The following is a 17689-nucleotide window of genomic DNA, read 5'->3' on the forward strand; positions in this document are numbered from 1 at the left end:
GGAAGCCTAATTTTTTTGTATCGAACAGAGCTTTTAATCTGAAACAAGAATTATCGTTGTAATCAAACACCCCTCAAACTACTTATAACTTATCGTCACAGCCCATTCAAGTTTTAAGTCTGTAGCCTTGCTATCACTCTGCAAAATAGGAACATCTACCTTATCACCCGCATCATGAATGATATAGCAATAGTTTGAAGAATGTAAAACATTCGATTCAATTACGTTATATTCATAAACGACAGGACAAACATAGATTACATTTACACCACCGGAAAATTTCTTGGTAAAATATTCATGTCCGGTCCACTTGCCAACGTTATCACCAGGATTAAAGACATTTGTCTTTACCGAATCAATCAAAGAATCATCAGAATATGTTTTAATGACAAAAGAAATCCGCGGATCACCGTCCGTATAGTTTTCCTTATGACTATTCTGTTTTTCCCAGTTGTCCGAAACCTGCTTGAACAAAGTCAAATCAATTTCTACAAAAAATTCTTTATACAGGAACGTTTCCCTTTCTGCATTATATTCAGACCGTACGCTGCTAGAGCTGTAGTAAATTTTTTCATCAAGAACAGAACTACTAGAAACCTTAGCAACACTATTAGACGACTTTACATTATTCGGTTTTACCCAAGTATAATCACCATTTTTATAAGAACACGTATAGAATTCGCCCTCATCTGATACAAAAATCTTTTCGGATTCATTATCATAAGAGCATTTCCCGAGTTCAAAAGTAGTCTTGACGCTTGTCCGCTGAACACTGGAGCTACTTTTTTGCATGCTCGAACTACTTTCCTTTTCGCTCACCTGCGGAGCAAGCGGCGAGGCGCTGTCATCACCACACGCAGAAAGAAGGGACATTCCTACGAGGGCAAATACGCCAACAAGGCTAGTCCATTTAACTTGTTTACTTTTCATTTTTTCTCCATTGGTTAAAAATCCAACAATGGAGCCCACCTCATCCCGTAAAAGCGTTTTCGATTCACACAAAAAAAGCGTGGAATCGTCCGCGCCATCGTAGTTGAGGTAACGACCAAGTAAACCTTAAGCAAAATAAACGCAAACGACCCACACCATAGGGTGTGAGTGTCTGCCCTTTTTCTCTTGCTTAGAAAGTTTTGGTCGTTTTTCAACTACAAGAATAAGAGCGAACTCTAAATTATGTCAATGTAAATATAAGTAAATAGTGAAATTTTCCAAAGCCCTTTTTTATATCGAGAAAAAATTGAAAAAAATTCCCCATTCCCTTGCCAAATTAAAATTTCATTCCTACATTTATAGTATGAAGATGAACGCAGTAATCCGTTTCAACCGTTGGTGGTGGGGCTCTACGAAATAGAGTCCGGTTTGCTGATTTCATCAAGTGTTTGTAAAAGGCTTTCGGGACTCTCCGGAAGCCGATTTTTTTTGGTTTCTGGACTCGCAGCGCCTCAGCAGGCATAGAGACTTTAACCCTTAACTAGATCCTTCGACTTCGGGCTCCGCCCATCGCTCAGGATGACAGAACAACAATGACCTCTACAACTTCTAACAACGGTTTCTTTGACAAGTTCGGCGGCAAGTACGTTGCCGAAATCATCCGCCGCCCGCTCGACGACCTCGAAGCGGCATTCAACAAGTACATCCACGATCCGGAATTTCTCGAAGAACTCCGCATCATCCAGCGCGACTACATTGGCCGCGAAACTCCGCTGTACTTTGCCCCGACGGCAACCAAGCTCTTGGGCGGTGCGCAGATTTACATCAAGCTCGAAGGTCTCGCCAACACAGGCGCCCACAAAATCAACAACGCTATCGGTCAGTGCCTTTTGGCCAAGAAGATGGGCAAGACCCGCATCATCGCCGAAACGGGCGCCGGCCAGCATGGCCTCGCCACTGCTGCCGCTTGCGCAAAGCTCGGCCTCGAATGCGTCGTGTACATGGGTGAAGTCGATGTCCGTCGTCAGCAGCCGAACGTAGCAACGATGGAAATGTACGGTGCAAAGGTCGTGCCGGTCACAAGCGGTAGCCGCACACTCAAGGATGCCGTGAACGAAGCTATGCGTGACTGGGCCACAAACTTCCAGAACACGCACTATGTGCTCGGCTCCGCACTCGGCCCTGCCCCGTTCCCGGATATCGTTCGCACCTTCCAGTCCATCATCGGTGAAGAAGTCAAGCGCCAGGCCGCCGAACGCAACATCGACATCGCAGCCGTTGTCGCTTGCGTGGGTGGCGGTAGCAACTCCATCGGTGTGTTCACTCCGTTTATCGAAGACAAGAATGTACGATTGATTGGTGCAGAAGCCGGTGGCGTTGGCCCGAATGTCGGTGAAAACGCAGCCCGCATGACGGGTAACGCAAGCCGCGAAGGCATCGTGCAGGGTTACAAGAGCCGCTTCCTCATTGACGAAGACGGTCAATCCATGCCGACGCGCTCCATTTCGGCAGGTCTCGACTATATGGGCATTGGCCCGCAGCTCGCCGCTCTCGGTGAATCTGGCCGCGTGGAATTCACGGCAATTCTCGACAAGGAAGCTCTTGAAGCCGTCAAGTTCTTCGCCCGTAACGAAGGCATTTTGTTCGCACTCGAAAGCGCTCACGCCGGTGCAGCCGCCATGAAGATCGCGAAGGAACTCCCGAAAGACAAGGCGCTCGTCATCAACATGAGTGGCCGCGGTGACAAGGACATCTTCATCACAAGCCCGGTGTTCCGCCCCGAAAAGTGGAAGGAATTCCTCAAGGCAGAACTTGTTCGCCTCGAAAACAACGAAGACATCCACGACGCTGAAATTATGACAAGGAAGTAATCACCATGAATTTAATGTCTCATCTTATTGCGGGTTTTCCTGACGCTGAAACTTCTATCGCCATCGCCGACGCACTTGTGAAGGGTGGCGCCAACATCCTTGAAATCCAGCTCGCGTTCAGTGACCCGAGCGCAGACGGTCCAGCCATCCAGACAGCCTCCACCATCGCTCTCGAAAAAGGCTATTCCACCAAGCAGGGCCTTGCCATCGTGAAGCAGATTCACGAACGCCACCCTGAAACGCCGATTTACATCATGACTTACGGTTCCCTCGCCTTTACGCCGGGCGTCGAAAACTTTGTCAAGATGTGCAAGGACGCAGGCGTTTCTGCTTGCATCATTCCGGACCTTCCGTTTGACCATGACGAAGGCCTCACCGAAGCTTGCAAGAAGCACGGTCTCGAAAACATTCCGGTTGCCGCTCCGAGCATGACCAAGGAACGTCTCGAAACGATGGCTTCTGCAGGTTTCAAGTACATCTACGCCGCACTCCGCGCAGGCACGACCGGAAGCGAAACAACGATTGACCAGGCAACGCTTGACTTTATCGACACAGTCGGTAAGCATGGCGCCAAGGTTCTCGGTGGTTTCGGCATCCGCAATGGCGAACAGTCCAAGGTGCTTTCGAAGCATGTGTACGCTGTGGTCGCAGGTTCCGTCTTCGTGAACATCGTGCTCGCAAACGCAGACACCGCCGAAGGCCGCGCAAAAGCCATCGCCGCTATCGAAGCTAAGGCCAAGGAAATCGCCGGAAAGTAACCCCGCGCGCATTTTCGTGTACATTCCGCGAGCATCCTGGAATGCGCTTTTTCAGCATTTCACAAAAGAGGTCGGTTTTCACCGGCCTCTTTTTTTCGTACAAACTTTTTTCACAATTCGCAACTTATTTCACTATTTGTAAGGGGGCGTTGCGGGGGTGTCCTCCGCAGTGGGGGTAGTGTAAGCCGAGGCTGAAACGAGGGGGATCCCTCCCCCCTCCCATCCAATAACAAATCGAGTCCATTAGCAACAATTCTAAGATCTAAGTTCTAAGATCTAAGTTCTAAAAAGCTATCTTTACGCCCGAAAAATTCATGAGGTAACTATGCTTTTTAATTTCGACATGATCCAGGCCACATACGCTCGCATTCCTGCACGCGTCGCTGTTGCCCGCAAGCAACTTGGCCGCCCGCTCACTCTCGCCGAGAAGATTCTCTACAGCCACCTGATCGATGGCGCAGAAAACAGAACCTACAAGCGCGGCGCTGATTTTGCCGAATTCCACCCGGACCGCGTTGCCATGCAAGACGCAACCGCCCAGATGGCCCTCCTCCAGTTCACGACTGCTGGCAAGTCCCGCGTGGCTGTGCCGAGCTCCGTGCACTGCGACCACTTGATTATCGCTCGCGAAGGTGTCGAAAAGGACCTTCCGCGCGCCAAGGAAGAAAGCAAGGAAGTGTACGACTTCTTGCAGTCCGTCTCTGCCAAGTACGGCATTGACTGCTGGCTCCCGGGTGCAGGCATCATCCACCAGGTGGTGCTCGAAAACTATGCTTTCCCGGGCGGAATGATGATTGGTACCGACTCCCACACCGTGAACGCTGGCGGTCTCGGCATGCTCGCGATTGGCGTGGGCGGTGCAGACGCTGTTGACGCTATGGTCGGTCTCCCGTGGGAACTCAAGTACCCGAAGATGATCGGCGTGAAGCTCACCGGCAAGCTCCAGGGCTTCGCTACCGCCAAGGACATCATCCTCAAGCTCGCTGGCATCCTCACGGTTAAGGGTGGCACGAACGCTATTATCGAATACTTTGGCGAAGGCGCTCGCAGCCTCTCCGCTACTGGCAAGGCAACGATTGCTAACATGGGTGCCGAAGTGGGCGCCACCTGCTCCACCTTCAGCTACGACGATTCCATGAGCCGTTACCTCCGCGCTACAGGCCGTGCTGATGTCGCTGACGCAGCCGACAAAATCGCAGCCGACCTCAAGGCCGACCCGGAAGTCGAAGCAGAACCGGAAAAGTATTTTGACCGCGTTGTGGAAATCGACCTCAACACGCTCATCCCGCATTACAACGGCCCGTTCAGCCCGGACCGTGCATTCGCCGTGACCGACATGGCAGAATCCCTCAAGGCTACCGAAACAAAGCCGGAATCTACGCCAGTCGTAAGCGCAGCCCTCATCGGTTCTTGCACGAACTCCAGTTACGAAGACCTTTACATGGCCGCCAACATGATCAAGCAGGCTCTCGCGAAGGGTCTTACCCCGAAGTGCCCGCTCCTCATCAACCCGGGTTCTGAACAAGTTCGCTACACTGCTGAACGCGATGGCCTCATTGACTTGTTCAAGCAGTTCGGTGCAACGATTATGACAAACGCTTGCGGTCCTTGCATTGGCCGCTGGGACCGCGCCGGTGCCGACAAGAAGGAACTCAACACCATCGTCCACAGCTTTAACCGCAACTTCGCGAAGCGCGCCGATGGCAACCCGAATACGCACGCCTTCGTAGCTTCCCCGCTCATGGCCGTGATTGCCGCCCTCTCTGGCGACATCCGCTTCAACCCGATGACCGACACCCTCGTGAACAACGAAGGCAAGGCTGTGAAGCTCGACCCGCCGGAACAGTGCGAACTCCCGCCGAAGGGCTTCGACGTGAAGGACGCTGGCTACCAGGCTCCGGCTGCTGACGGTTCCAACATCACCGTTTCCATCAACCCGACCAGCAAGCGCCTCCAGGCTCTCGCTCCGTTCGCTGCTTGGGACGGTAAGGACATCGCTGGCGCCCCGCTCCTCATCAAGGCGAAGGGCAAGTGCACCACCGACCACATTTCTATGGCCGGTCCGTGGCTCAACTATCGCGGTCACCTTGAAAACATTTCGAACAACATGCTCATCGGCGCCGTGAATGCCTTCAACGGCGAAACCAACAAGGTTCTCGCAAACGACGGCAGCTACAAGGAAGTTCCGGAACTTGCGAAGATTTACAAGGCCAAGGGCACGGGCTCCATCGTGATCGGTGACGAAAACTATGGTGAAGGTTCTAGCCGCGAACATGCCGCCATGGAACCGCGCTTCCTCGGCGTGAAGGCCGTGATCGTGAAGAGCTTCGCTCGCATTCACGAAACGAACCTCAAGAAGCAGGGCATGCTCGCCCTCACCTTCAAGAACGCCGCCGACTACGACAAGATCCAGGAACAGGACGTGTTCGACATCGTTGGCCTCACCAAGTTCGCTCCGGGTTCCGAATTCACGCTCGTTGCCCACCACAAGGATGGCTCCGTCGATAACATCGCCCTCAGCCACACCTACAACGAACAGCAGTGGGCATGGTTCAAGGCCGGTTCCGCCCTCAACTTGATCCGCGCCAACAACAAGTAAGCGACCCTACGCATTCCAATCAACAGCACAAGCTGTCGCGAGTGCGCCATATCACTTTTCACAAAACGCAGACTCTCCGGGGCCTGCGTTTTTTTGTGTTTTTGTTTTCCGTTTTTTGTAAAAAAATTTTATTTTTTTCTGCGAAGGAGAACGAAATGACTCATAAGAAAACGATTCATAGAAGTCTTATTCTGGGTAGCGCCGTCTTTATCGCATTCATGTGTTTTTTGCTTTCCATCCAGGCCTACCTCACCTACTCCCAGTCGCTTTATAAACGCTACGACGACAAACTCAGCAACATCCTGAACTATGCTACCAACCGCATAGACATGGACGACCTTTACCAGAACACCATAACGGGCCAAAAGACCGAAAAGTACAATGACGTGCAACAGTTGCTCAACGGCATGGTTGACGACTTTGAGCTGTTCTACCTTTACTCGCTTTTCGTGCGTAACGACTCCATGTACAATATCTGCTCGGCCACAAGCAAGGCAGAACGGGAACGTGGCGAAGAAGACATGAAGTTATTGGAACCCACCGACGCGTATGAGCTTTCTGAAATCCGAAAATTTGCGAAGGCCATGACCAAGAATGAAATTTCATACTTCGAAGAAGACTCCGACTGGGGGCCTGCCTACACCGCCTGTAAACCGTACGTCAATTCGTTAGGAGTCCATTTCGGCGTCATCTGCGCAGACGTTTCCATCGCAGAGCTCCACAAAACAGTCAACAATTACGTTTTATACAACGTTATACTGACACTCGGTCTCGGATTACTCTTCGCGCTAATTCTATTAGTCTGGTTACGGCACAACGTCACAGGGCCAATCCTTGCCCTTGAAAAAAGTGCTCGCCATTTTGCAGAAAAGAGCCGCGGCAAAAAAACTCCCGATGAGCTCATTTTTGATGCACCCGAAATCCATACACATAACGAAGTCGAATCACTTTCGAACGCCATTTCGCAAATGTCCAAAGACATGCGTACTTACGTTCAGGGCCTTTTAGAAGCCGAAGAACAGGCGCGCTCCGCCCAGGAACAAGCCGAAGACATGACTCAGCTAGCCTTCAAGGACGCACTGACCCACGTGAACAGCAAGGTCGCCTATGACAAGATGAAGGAATCATTGCAAGAACAAATCGACAAGGGTGGTGCCACATTCGGATTTGTAATGATTGACCTCAACAACCTTAAGGAAGTCAACGACCACTACGGTCACGACTGCGGCGACAAATATATACTGGGCTGTTGCCATATTTTCTGCACTATTTACAAGCAATCCCCCATTTACAGATTTGGCGGCGATGAGTTTGTGGTCCTGCTGCAAAACAGCGATTACAAGAACAGAGACAAGTTGTTCAAGGTGATTGAATCAGAATTCAAAAAGACTCGCAACAACACCTCCCGCCCCGCCTGGGAACGCTATTCCGTTGCTTACGGCATGGCCACCTACCAGCTTGGCGACAACGTCGAAGATGTTTTTAAGCGTGCTGACGATAGCATGTACCAGAAGAAAATGGAAATCAAGGGGATGGCGTAATATTTTTCAAAGTTGCCATTTTTCGAGGAATAACTAAATTTAGCACGATATTCACTGAGTTTCGGCTCAAATTTTAGGAAAAGAACATGGCAAATAATCGTGAAAACTGGGGTTCCAAACTCGGGGTCATCCTCGCAGTCGCTGGTTCCGCAGTCGGTCTTGGCAATTTTCTTCGATTCCCTGTGCAGGCGGCTACCAATGGCGGCGGCGCATTCATCATCCCCTACCTCATTGCGTTTGTGTTTCTCGGGATTCCGCTCGCCTGGATTGAATGGACACTCGGCCGTTACGCAGGCTACCACAATTACGGCACCTCCCCGAGTACCTACCACGTGATTTTCCAGAAAAAGAAGAAGTGGGCAAAGTACCTGGGCTCGCTCGGACTCCTCCCGCCGATTTTCATCATTTTCTACTACGGTTTTATCCAGTCCTGGATTTTGGCATTCGCATTCTACTCGGCAACAGGCACGTTGATGGACGTTGTCGCGCAGGGGCCGGAAAAAATGACGGAATTCTTCGGCAATTACATTATGCTCAAGACTTGCGTCGGCGGCATCCCGGTCGCCATCATCTTCTTCCTCATTACATTTATCGCGAACATGATTGTGCTTTCGTTCGGTGTGCGCAAGGGCATTGAACGCGCCAACAAGATTTGCATGCCGATTCTCTTGATTTTGGGCCTTGTGCTTGTGGTCCGCGTGCTCACGCTCCCGGGCATCGGCAAGGGACTTGCCTTCATGTGGAACCCGGATTTCTCGCAACTTACAAGTCCGAAGGTCTGGATGGCCGCAGCTGGCCAGGTGTTCTTCACGATGAGCCTCGGTATGGCCATCATCTTCTGCTACGCAAGCTACCTCAAGCCGAAAGAAGACCTCGTGCTTTCTTCGCTCACGGCTAGCGCCACGAACGGATTTGCCGAAGTGATTATTGGTGGTACGGTCGTGATCCCGATGGCAGTGCTCATCGCAGGTGCAAACATCGAAGAATGCGCCAAGCTTGGCACGTTCGGTCTTGGATTCCAGACGATGCCTTACGTTTTCGGAACGCTCCCGTTCGGTGGCGTGCTTCAGACGGTTTGGTTCACGATGCTCTTCTTTGCAGGCATCACGAGCGCCATTTCCATCATCCAGCCGCTCATCAGCTTCTGCGAAGACGACCTCAAGTTTACGCGTAAAAAATCCGTCACGACGGTCAGCACGATTACCTTTATCGGTAGCCTCGCCGCAGGCACTGTCGATGAACTCGACTTCTGGGGCGGTACGTACCTCATCGTGTTCGTGGGCATGATCCAGGCGGTTCTCTTTAGCCTCGTGCTCGGACGCCGCAATGCCAAGAAAGCCCAGGAAAATGGCGACCTCCCAGCCGAAGTGGTTGTGGAACCGGGCGAAAATGAAGCTTTTGCCACCATGAACGATGGCTCGCTTCTCAAGCTCCCGCGTTTCCTCCGCCCGATTATCCTTTACGTCTGCCCGATTTACCTGATTGTGCTTTTGGTTTCGTTCACGGCAACGGACGGCCTCCCATTCATTACGCTTAGCAATGTGGACCCGAGCGCAACAGTCGATTTCCTCGGACACACGTTCCCGAAAATCGGATTCACGTGGGCATTCCGCGGATTCTTGCTCGTGCTGTTCTTGCTTTTGAACCTCGCCATCGCCTATGCCTGGCGCAAAGGAGGCCCCGCAGAAAAGGGCCGCAGCAAGAGCATCAAGAAGATGGAAATCGGTAACTCTGACGAAAACATGGAGGGCTAAAAAATGGACGCTGAATTCACTACAGGCGGACTCGTTTTCATGATTTGCGCTTGGGGCGCCATCATCGGGCTCTGCGCATTCTGCTTCTATAAAGTATTCAAGAAGTAACGAGACGCCCCCCGCTCCCTACAATGTCATGCCCGCCACCGTGCGGGCATTTCCTTTTTTACCCCCACCAATCATTACTATATTTACCTCGCAATTTTGAACAATTTTTATACAAAACAACCTATATGAAACGTACTACCTGCCCTGGCGAAGTTCCCTATTACATATCTGTATTTTTAACATCTTTTATGCAACTGGGTTTATTCATCCACTTCCAAAGATGGATAACCTTCAACTCCGAAGGCGCTAGGTTTTTCTGGCTGAGCCTACTACTCCAGTTCGCCATGTTCTCGCCGAGCATCATCATGATGCATGTGGCAAGTTACTTCGCCGGCCGTTTCCCCAAGAGCAAAGTCATGGGCTGGACCTCCATCGGCATGGCTATCTCCGTTTTGCTCATCGCATTCTTCTTTGGCGATAGACTCGACTTTGGCGCATTTGCATTCCTGTTCCTGTACGGCATTTTCCTCTCGATTTTCAATCCGGCCAAAATCGGCCTCATGAAAGAAATCACCGACGGGAACGACCTCGTGAAGATCAACGCCAAGCACTTGATTTTCATGGCGCTCGGCATCACGATTATATCCTTCCTCACATTTGACTACAGCCCGAACGACAGCTCGACCATTAGCTACTCGCTCCTCCCGTTCATCCTCTCGGCTGTTGGACTTTTCGCTGCGATTTCGTCGTTCTGCATCCGCATCTGCAAGCAGAACAAGTTCGTGAAGCTCCGCTCGCCCAGACGTAATTTTGCATCGACCTGGTCGAACCCGATGCTCAAGCTCTCGATGCTCGGCATTGCAGCCTTCTGGAGCGTAACGCAGTTCCTCATCATGATTTCGCAGAACATGACGGGTACGCAAAGCACGACACTTTTCCAGTGGACGTTCATCTTCACCGGAATCGGTTACGTCATTGGCGCTATCAGTGCCGCAAAGTCTTCCAAGAACTTCGTGGAAACAGGCCTTATCCCGCTTGCCGCCATTGCGTCTTCCATCACGATGATTATAACGCCATTCATCAATAACCAGTACGTCCTTGCGTTCCTCTACGCATTCATCGCCTTCTGGGCAGGCTCCGCATTCGTCATCCTCCGCACGGTCATCCAAAACGTCACACGCCCCGACACCTCGGGTCGTATCCACGCGGTCTCGTTCATGATTCAGATGAGCTTCCTGTTCATCTTACTTGGCTTCCAGGTCATCCTCTTCCTCATGACCGAACTCAGCCTCCACAAACAGCTATTCTTCCTCGCTGTGATCCTCGCCCTCACGTTCGTGTTCACGCTCAAGCGCACCCCGATGACGCTCCTCCGCGCTGGGCTCCGCTTTGCATTCTCATACGTATTCCGCTATAAGGTCAAGGTCCACGGCATCCAGAATATGCCCGAATCTGGTCCGCTCCTTTTGGTCGGTCCGCACTACAGCTTTATTGACTGGGCAGTGCTCCAGATGGCAAGCCCGCGCCCGCTTCTCATCGCAAGCAACCGCAACACCTTTGCCGACTGGTATTTGCGCTGGTTCGCACACGGCAAGTCCGTCATCGACATCAACCGCCGCGACCCAAGTGAAGCGATGGAAAAAATCCACGAAGCGCTCCTCAAGGGCGAGGCAGTCGTGATTTTCCCCGAAGGCGAAGTATCAAAGACTCCATTTGTATCCAAGTTCTCGCTTGATTACACAAAGGCTATTGAAGGCACCGAAGCCCAAATCGTCCCGTTCTACATACAAGGTCTTTGGGGCAGCCGCTACAGCCACGCCTCCGAATGTGTGAACCGCCCGCAGTATTTCAACCGAGTCATCAGCGTAGGTTTCGGCAAGGCTCTCCCCGCCACCACGCCCGAAAACGTGATCCGCAAGGACTTGCAGAACCTGGGAACCGACATCTGGAACATGGCGATGGACCATTCCGCAAGTATCATCCCGCTCTGGTACCGCGCGATGCGCAAGCGCCGTTCCCGCCCAATATTGATTGATCCGGCCGGCCGCCACGTGAATGGTTACGAGATGATCCGCCTCTGCCACCACTTCAGCAAGAAAATCAAATCGCTCACCAAGAATGACCAGAATGTAGGCTTCATGCTCCCCACAAGCCGCGACGCAGCCCTCGGCATTATGTCCATCCTCGGTTGCGGAAAGACGACGGTCAACTTGAACTACACCTCGCCCGTCGACACGCTTATCGGCTGCATCGACAAGGCTGAACTTTCGACAATTGTCACGTCCCGAGCCTTCTTTGACAAGCTCTGCGGCAAGAACGCCGACTTCAAGCAGCTTGCCGAAAAATGCCAGATGTTCTACATCGACGAAGAAGAACAGAAAATCAGCACATTCTGCCGTCTGCTCGAATCGTTCATCGTCTTAACGTTCCCCAAGAAACTTTTGAGAGACCTCTGGTTCACGACCGCAAAGCTGAGCGACGATGCTGTTATCTTGTTCAGCTCCGGTTCAGAAGGCACGCCGAAGGGTGTGGAACTTACGCACAAAAACGTCATTTCGAATGCTCAGCAAGGAGACCACGTCATCAGGCTTTGCCGCACCGACGTGATGACATCGCTCCTCCCGCTGTTCCATTCGTTTGGCTTTACGATGACATTCATGATGCCGCTTTTGGACGGTGTACCGATGGTGCTCTGCCCCGACCCGACAGACATCAAGACGCTTGCTCGCGTGTGCGCCGAATACAAGGCAACCATCCTCATGGGCACCCCGACGTTCCTCCGCGCCATCGCCATCAACCGCTGGGTACACCCGATGTGCCTCGACTCTTTGCGCTACGTGATTGCCGGTGCAGAAAAGCTCCGCCCCGAAATGCGCGAGACCTTCAAGCTCAAGTTCGGCAAGGACATTTACGAAGGTTACGGTTGCACGGAACTCACGCCGCTTGCCACGCTCAACGCCCCGAACGTATTGCTCGACGACTTCTTGACGATGGAAAAGTGCTGCGACCACTCGAGCATCGGCATGGTTGTCCCAGGTTCAACAGGCGCCATCATCGATCCGGAAACGAACCAGTTCCTCGCACCGGGCGAAGAAGGCATGCTCGTCATCACAGGCCCGCAAGTGATGAAGGGGTACCTCCGCGATGAAGCTAAAACTGATGCCGTCATTTTTGAAGTCGATGGGCGTCGCTGGTACAAGACCGGAGACAAGTGTACCATCACCGAAGACGGCTTCGTCAAGATTCTCGGCCGCTACAGCCGCTTTGCAAAGCTCGGCGGCGAAATGATTTCGCTTACCGCTGTGGAACTCCGCATTGCAGAAACGGGCATCATGGGCGAACACGAATTTGCGATTACCGCCGTTCCGGATTCTGTGAAGGGCGAACGCATTGTGCTCCTCGTCAAGGGCGATGCAACGCTCGACACCGAAGAAATCTCGAGAAGCCTCCGCAAGTCGGGCATTCCGCCACTCATGCAGCCGGGTTCCGTGTTCTGCGTCGAAGCCATTCCGAAGCTCGGCAGTGGCAAGTGGGACTTCAACGGAATGAAGAAACTCGCCACGGAATTAGTCGAAAAGAAGTAATCGCCAACAATAGCCTTAAAATATATCCGCACGCAAAAACGTGCGGGCTTTTTAATTAGCGGGGCATAAACGTCCCAAACGCGCTTCAATTATTGTATATTAAAGGCGCAAAAACAAGGAGATTACATGAGTCAAATTGTCTCTAAATTCCAAGAATTGGGGCTGACGCTCCCCGCCTGCCCCGCACCGGTTGCCGCTTATGTTCCGGCAACGCGCTTTGGCGATACAATTATTGTTTCTGGGCAGTTGCCGTCTGTGAAGGGAGATTTTTCTGCTTTTACCGGCATTGTTCCGAACCAGATTTCTGTGGAAAAGGCAAAGGAAGCCGCGCAGATTTGCTTCTTGAACAACATTGCCGCCGCTCTCACGCAGTTGAAAGCCGGCGAAACACTCCGCCTCGTTCAGATCCAGGGTTTTGTGCAGTCCGCAAACGATTTCCACGACCAGCCGATTGTACTGAATGGCGCTAGCGAACTTGCCGTACAGATTCTCGGTGAAAATGGAAAGCACGCCCGTACGGCAGTCGGCGTTTCGACACTCCCGAAGAACGTCGCTGTCGAAATCAGCTGCACGTTCCAAGCGATTAAGGAATAATTAAAGCACCAATTTGCGGATCCACTCGCGCATGTGGAATACGGAACAGCCCGAAGTCAGCGACTTCTGGGCTATTTTTGCACCCCATTCCGTCGCCATTTTCTTGGGATCCAGCGGAAACCCGACACGGCCCAAATCCAAGCGGTCTGCATCAAAGCAAGTGTCTATCGTAACAATTCCCGTACGCGGCTGAATCGTGTGGAGGCGGCACGCATCATAGAGCCAGCCAAAGCGTTCATCGTCCAGCTCAAAACGTTTTTCTTCGCGGCAACGCTTTGCAAATTCTGCGCCACGTGCGCCATGTTCACGGTCGTATGCATCATCCAAACGCTGCGAGTCGTGGAAAATCGCAAACAAGCGCACTACGTCAATGTCGGCGCCAGTCTTTTTCGCCAGGAGGAGCCCATTGTACTCCACCTGATGCCAATGCTCAATGCCATGAACCTCGGACTCGTAGAGCCGATTCTCAAAAGCAAAGTTCATTAAAGCCGCGAAATCGATCATAGGGGTATGGGGTTGTGGGCTATGGGCACGGTAGCCTATGGCTACCTTTGAGGTTTATCTTAAGGTCAAAATAAAAATACATTTTATTTTAAAAGCCTCATAGCTCAAAGCGACCTTTGGTCGCGACCTCATACCTCAAAGGTGCGTAGCACCGCGCTATTACTTCCCGTAATTTTCCTTCAGGTCCATGAGGCGTTGCAGCGCTTGCATCGGAGTCATTTCCTCGGGCTTGAGCCTGCGAATTTCATCCTTGAGCAAGAGCGTATTTTCGTCTGGCGGTGCAAACAAGTCCATCTGCGGCTGCGCCTTGATTTTCTTGTTTTGCGCCTCGTCGCTCGGGTCAATCTTCTGCTTTTCCAAACGGAGCAAAATCTTGCGAGCTCGGCGCACCACGTTAGGTGGGAGCCCCGCCATCTCGGCCACGTGAATGCCATAGCTCGAATCGCAAGCGCCTTCAAGAATCTTGTGCAAGAACGTAAGCTTATCGCCCTTTTCCTGCACGGCGACCTGGAAATTGCCAGCGTGTTCCAGCGATTCCACAAGCCCCGTCAATTCGTGATAGTGCGTTGCAAACAGCGTAAGCGCCATGCGGGCAGGCTCGCTGTGAAGCGTTTCGACAATCGCCCACGCAATCGAGAGCCCGTCAAACGTACTCGTACCGCGACCGATTTCATCAAGCAGCACAAGGCTATGCGGCGTCGCATTGCGGAGGATATTCGCCGTTTCAATCATCTCGACCATGAACGTACTGAGGCCACGGCTCAAGCGGTCGCTCGCGCCCACACGCGTAAAGATGCGGTCCACTACGCCAATGCGAGCACTTTCGGCAGGCACAAAGCAGCCAATCTGCGCCATGAGCACAATAAGCCCCGTCTGGCGCAAGTACGTCGATTTACCGGCCATGTTCGGGCCTGTAATAAGCATCAGTCGCGTTCCGTCCGGCGAAAGCGTCACGTCGTTCGGGACAAAGTTCAAATCGGGGTTCACCGCAACAATCACCGGATGGAAGCCGCCGCGAATTTCAATACCCGTCCCTTCAAAAACTTCCGGGCAAACGTAATTGTACTTGCGGGCCGCGCGGGCAAAGCTGTACAAGCTATCGACTCGGGCAATCGCATCGGCAATGCCCTGGAGCTCGGCGCGCCAGCTGTTCACGCGTTCGCGAAGCTCGCAGAAAATCTTGTATTCCAACGCATGGATATTGACTTCGGCATTGCTGATGACGGATTCGCATTCCTTCATCTCAGGCGTGATATAGCGTTCGCCATTCACCGTCGTCTGCTTGCGGATATACTCATCCGGAATCGGCTGCGTGGCCTTTGCCATCTGCGCCTTCGTGATTTCGATGTAATAACCGAACACGCGGTTGTAACCGACTTTGAGAGACGGTATTCCAAGACGTTCGCGTTCACGGCCTTCCAAGGAAGCAATCCATTCACGGCGTTCCTTGATGTCCTCGTTCATTGCATCAAGTTCTGCACTTGCACCCGGGCGGATCATTCCACCTTCGCGCACCGTCATCGGCAAGTCATCATTGAAGTACTTGAGCAAGTCTTCGCCACGGCCCTTTGCCGCATTTAGCGTTTCGCGCAGCCCTTCAAAAAGCGGCGCATGCAAGCCTTCCAAAACGTCAGCGACCTTTGATGCCTGCGAAAGAGAACGTCCCATTCCCGCGAGGTCACGCGCGTTTGCACGACCGCTACCGACGCGGCCCATCAAGCGCTCCATATCGAGAATCGACGTGAGCGATTCCTTGAGTTCGTCAAGCGCCACAGGATTCTGGACAAGCTCGCCCACCGCTTCTTCGCGTTCGCGGATGCGGTCCACAGCAATCAACGGATGGCTCACCCAGTCCTTGAGCGTACGCCCCCCCATAGCCGTCACCGTAAAGTCGAGCACCGAGCAAAGTGTGCTGGAATAATCGTCCGCATTCAACGGACGCACCAGTTCCAAGTTGCGCAGCGTGCTCGGGTCGAGCGTCATGTAATCGTCCAGATTCAAAATCTCAAGCGTCGTAAAGTGCGACAATTCGGACTTTTTCTGGTTAATCAAATACTGGAGCAAGGCGCCCGTCACGGACGTTTCAAAAACACGACCATCCAAGCCAAGGCCATCAAGCGCTTCAACCTTGAAGTGCGTAAACAGCACATCCTTTGCTTAGTCTTCTGCAAACAAAATCGCAGGGAGTTCAGTGACCAAGACGTTTTCCGCCTTGATCAAGTCCATAATCGCAGATGGAATCGTCGTCCCTTCGGGAATCACAATTTCCTTGGGCATGCGGCGGCTAAACTCGCATTCGAAAGCCTGCACACTGCTACGGCACGTGGCCAAGTAGCCCGTCGTCACATCGGCAATCGCAAATGCAGCCACATCCCCGTTTCCGCCCTTACCATCATCACTTGTCGCAGGCACATAAGCGCAAAGGTAATTCGCCTCTTTCGCATTGAGGTTTTCTTCGTTCATCGCCGTGCCGGCGCTGATGATTTCAACAATGTCGCGCTTGACAATGCCCTTCGCAAGTTTCGGGTCTTCGACCTGTTCGCAAATGGCGATGCGGTAGCCGGCGGCCACCATCTTTGGCACATAGCGTTCGGCAGCGTGGTGCGGGAACCCGCACAAAGGCGTTGCACCGGAGGCGCCGTTATTGCGGCTCGTGAGCGTTAAACCTAAAATTTTCGAGGCGATTACAGCGTCATCTTCAAAAAGTTCAAAGAAGTCGCCCATGCGGAAAAACAAAATGCAGCCAGGATTTTCTTTCTTGATTTCGTAATATTGCTGCATCAACGGAGTAACGGCCATTAAGCATCTCCCATAGACAATTCAATCTGGTCAGTCGATTCTTCGAGCGGAGTCGGTTCTTCCGGAGCGTTATCAGGCTTGGAGTACTGCGGCACCAAAGCGCCCGCTTCCAAAAGTTCACTGAATTCGCGCAAACGCGGCAAGTCTTCAGGAATGCGATTGATACCAAAGTATTTCAAAAATTCCTGCGTCGTGACGTAAGTATAAGGGTTACCAACAGTTTCGGCTCTTGCACCCAAAGTAATAAAGCCTTTGTCAAGCAAGTTACGGATCGGACCATCCGCAGACGAAACGCCACGAACCTGTTCAATCGCAGCCTTCGTAATCGGCTGCTGGTAAGCAATCACGGCAAGCGTTTCAAGAGCCGCCTGCGAAAGGCGTCTTGCATTTGCTTCCGGGAAGAGCTTGCGCACCCACGGATAATACTTTGCACGTGTTCTAAAGCGGTAACCGCCCGCCTGTTCCACAATTTCAAACGGAGACTGAATCTTGTTCAAAGAATCGTTCGCGGTAATGAGCGCATCTGCCACAGAACGAGCGTCCAAAAAGTCACCGAGAATTTCGCGAAGCTTCTTGAGCGTCACAACATCCGGGGATGCAAAGACGAGCGCCTGTATAATACGAGCCAGGTCTTCCCTACTTTCAACTTTCGGGAGTTCCGCCGATTCTTCGGCCAGTTCTTCGACATTCTGATCTTCAGCCATACG

At 52.2% G+C, this 17689-nt stretch carries 12 protein-coding genes; 7 read left to right on the forward strand and 5 right to left on the reverse strand.

Annotated features, from left to right (window positions below; translation table 11 throughout):
• Nucleotides 1-78: 78 nt before the first annotated feature.
• Complete coding sequence (locus FSU_RS02785) at nucleotides 79-930, reverse strand: hypothetical protein (RefSeq protein WP_012820022.1); 852 nt, start codon at nucleotides 928-930, stop codon at nucleotides 79-81.
• Between the two features lie 593 nt (nucleotides 931-1523).
• On the opposite strand from FSU_RS02785, the gene trpB reads away from it, so the two are divergent.
• The 7 genes from trpB (at nucleotide 1524) to FSU_RS02820 (ending at nucleotide 13679) form a co-directional block, all read left to right on the forward strand.
• Nucleotides 1524-2801: a tryptophan synthase subunit beta gene (trpB, locus tag FSU_RS02790; RefSeq protein ID WP_012820023.1), complete on the forward strand. Its 1278-nt coding sequence runs from the start codon at nucleotides 1524-1526 to the stop codon at nucleotides 2799-2801.
• 5 nt (nucleotides 2802-2806) lie between these two features.
• Nucleotides 2807-3559 carry a tryptophan synthase subunit alpha gene (gene trpA / locus FSU_RS02795; RefSeq protein WP_012820024.1) on the forward strand — a complete coding sequence of 251 codons (753 nt, stop codon included), beginning with the start codon at nucleotides 2807-2809 and terminating at the stop codon, nucleotides 3557-3559.
• Nucleotides 3560-3884: 325 nt separating this feature from the next.
• A complete protein-coding gene (locus FSU_RS02800; RefSeq protein ID WP_012820025.1) occupies nucleotides 3885-6158 on the forward strand; it encodes an aconitate hydratase in 2274 nt (757 codons plus the stop codon).
• Between the two features lie 155 nt (nucleotides 6159-6313).
• The gene (locus FSU_RS02805; protein ID WP_012820026.1) at nucleotides 6314-7699 is read left to right on the forward strand and encodes a GGDEF domain-containing protein; all 1386 of its coding nucleotides are present in this window, start codon (nucleotides 6314-6316) and stop codon (nucleotides 7697-7699) included.
• Between the two features lie 86 nt (nucleotides 7700-7785).
• On the forward strand, nucleotides 7786-9453 hold the full coding sequence (locus tag FSU_RS02810) for a sodium-dependent transporter (protein ID WP_012820027.1): 1668 nt from the start codon (nucleotides 7786-7788) through the stop codon (nucleotides 9451-9453).
• Nucleotides 9454-9749: 296 nt separating this feature from the next.
• Complete coding sequence (locus FSU_RS02815; protein WP_167530841.1) at nucleotides 9750-13085, forward strand: MFS transporter; 3336 nt, start codon at nucleotides 9750-9752, stop codon at nucleotides 13083-13085.
• A gap of 126 nt (nucleotides 13086-13211) precedes the next feature.
• Complete coding sequence (locus FSU_RS02820; protein WP_012820029.1) at nucleotides 13212-13679, forward strand: RidA family protein; 468 nt, start codon at nucleotides 13212-13214, stop codon at nucleotides 13677-13679.
• On the opposite strand, the gene FSU_RS02825 is transcribed toward FSU_RS02820, so the two are convergent.
• The 4 genes from FSU_RS02825 to scpB form a co-directional block, all read right to left on the reverse strand.
• Nucleotides 13680-14162 (reverse strand): HD domain-containing protein, encoded by a 483-nt coding sequence (locus FSU_RS02825; protein ID WP_014545260.1) that lies wholly within the window; start codon nucleotides 14160-14162, stop codon nucleotides 13680-13682. It lies immediately after the preceding gene.
• 180 nt (nucleotides 14163-14342) lie between these two features.
• Nucleotides 14343-16331 carry a DNA mismatch repair protein MutS gene (gene mutS, locus FSU_RS02830; protein ID WP_049858408.1) on the reverse strand — a complete coding sequence of 663 codons (1989 nt, stop codon included), beginning with the start codon at nucleotides 16329-16331 and terminating at the stop codon, nucleotides 14343-14345.
• Nucleotides 16332-16340: 9 nt separating this feature from the next.
• Nucleotides 16341-16982: a MutS N-terminal domain-containing protein gene (locus FSU_RS15820; protein ID WP_049858409.1), complete on the reverse strand. Its 642-nt coding sequence runs from the start codon at nucleotides 16980-16982 to the stop codon at nucleotides 16341-16343.
• Nucleotides 16982-17686: an SMC-Scp complex subunit ScpB gene (gene scpB / locus FSU_RS02835; RefSeq protein WP_012820032.1), complete on the reverse strand. Its 705-nt coding sequence runs from the start codon at nucleotides 17684-17686 to the stop codon at nucleotides 16982-16984. Before scpB ends, FSU_RS15820 begins: the two co-directional genes overlap by 1 nt.
• Nucleotides 17687-17689 lie beyond the last annotated feature (3 nt).

Origin of the sequence: Fibrobacter succinogenes subsp. succinogenes S85, from assembly GCF_000146505.1 — a bacterium.
Lineage (GTDB): Bacteria > Fibrobacterota > Fibrobacteria > Fibrobacterales > Fibrobacteraceae > Fibrobacter > Fibrobacter succinogenes.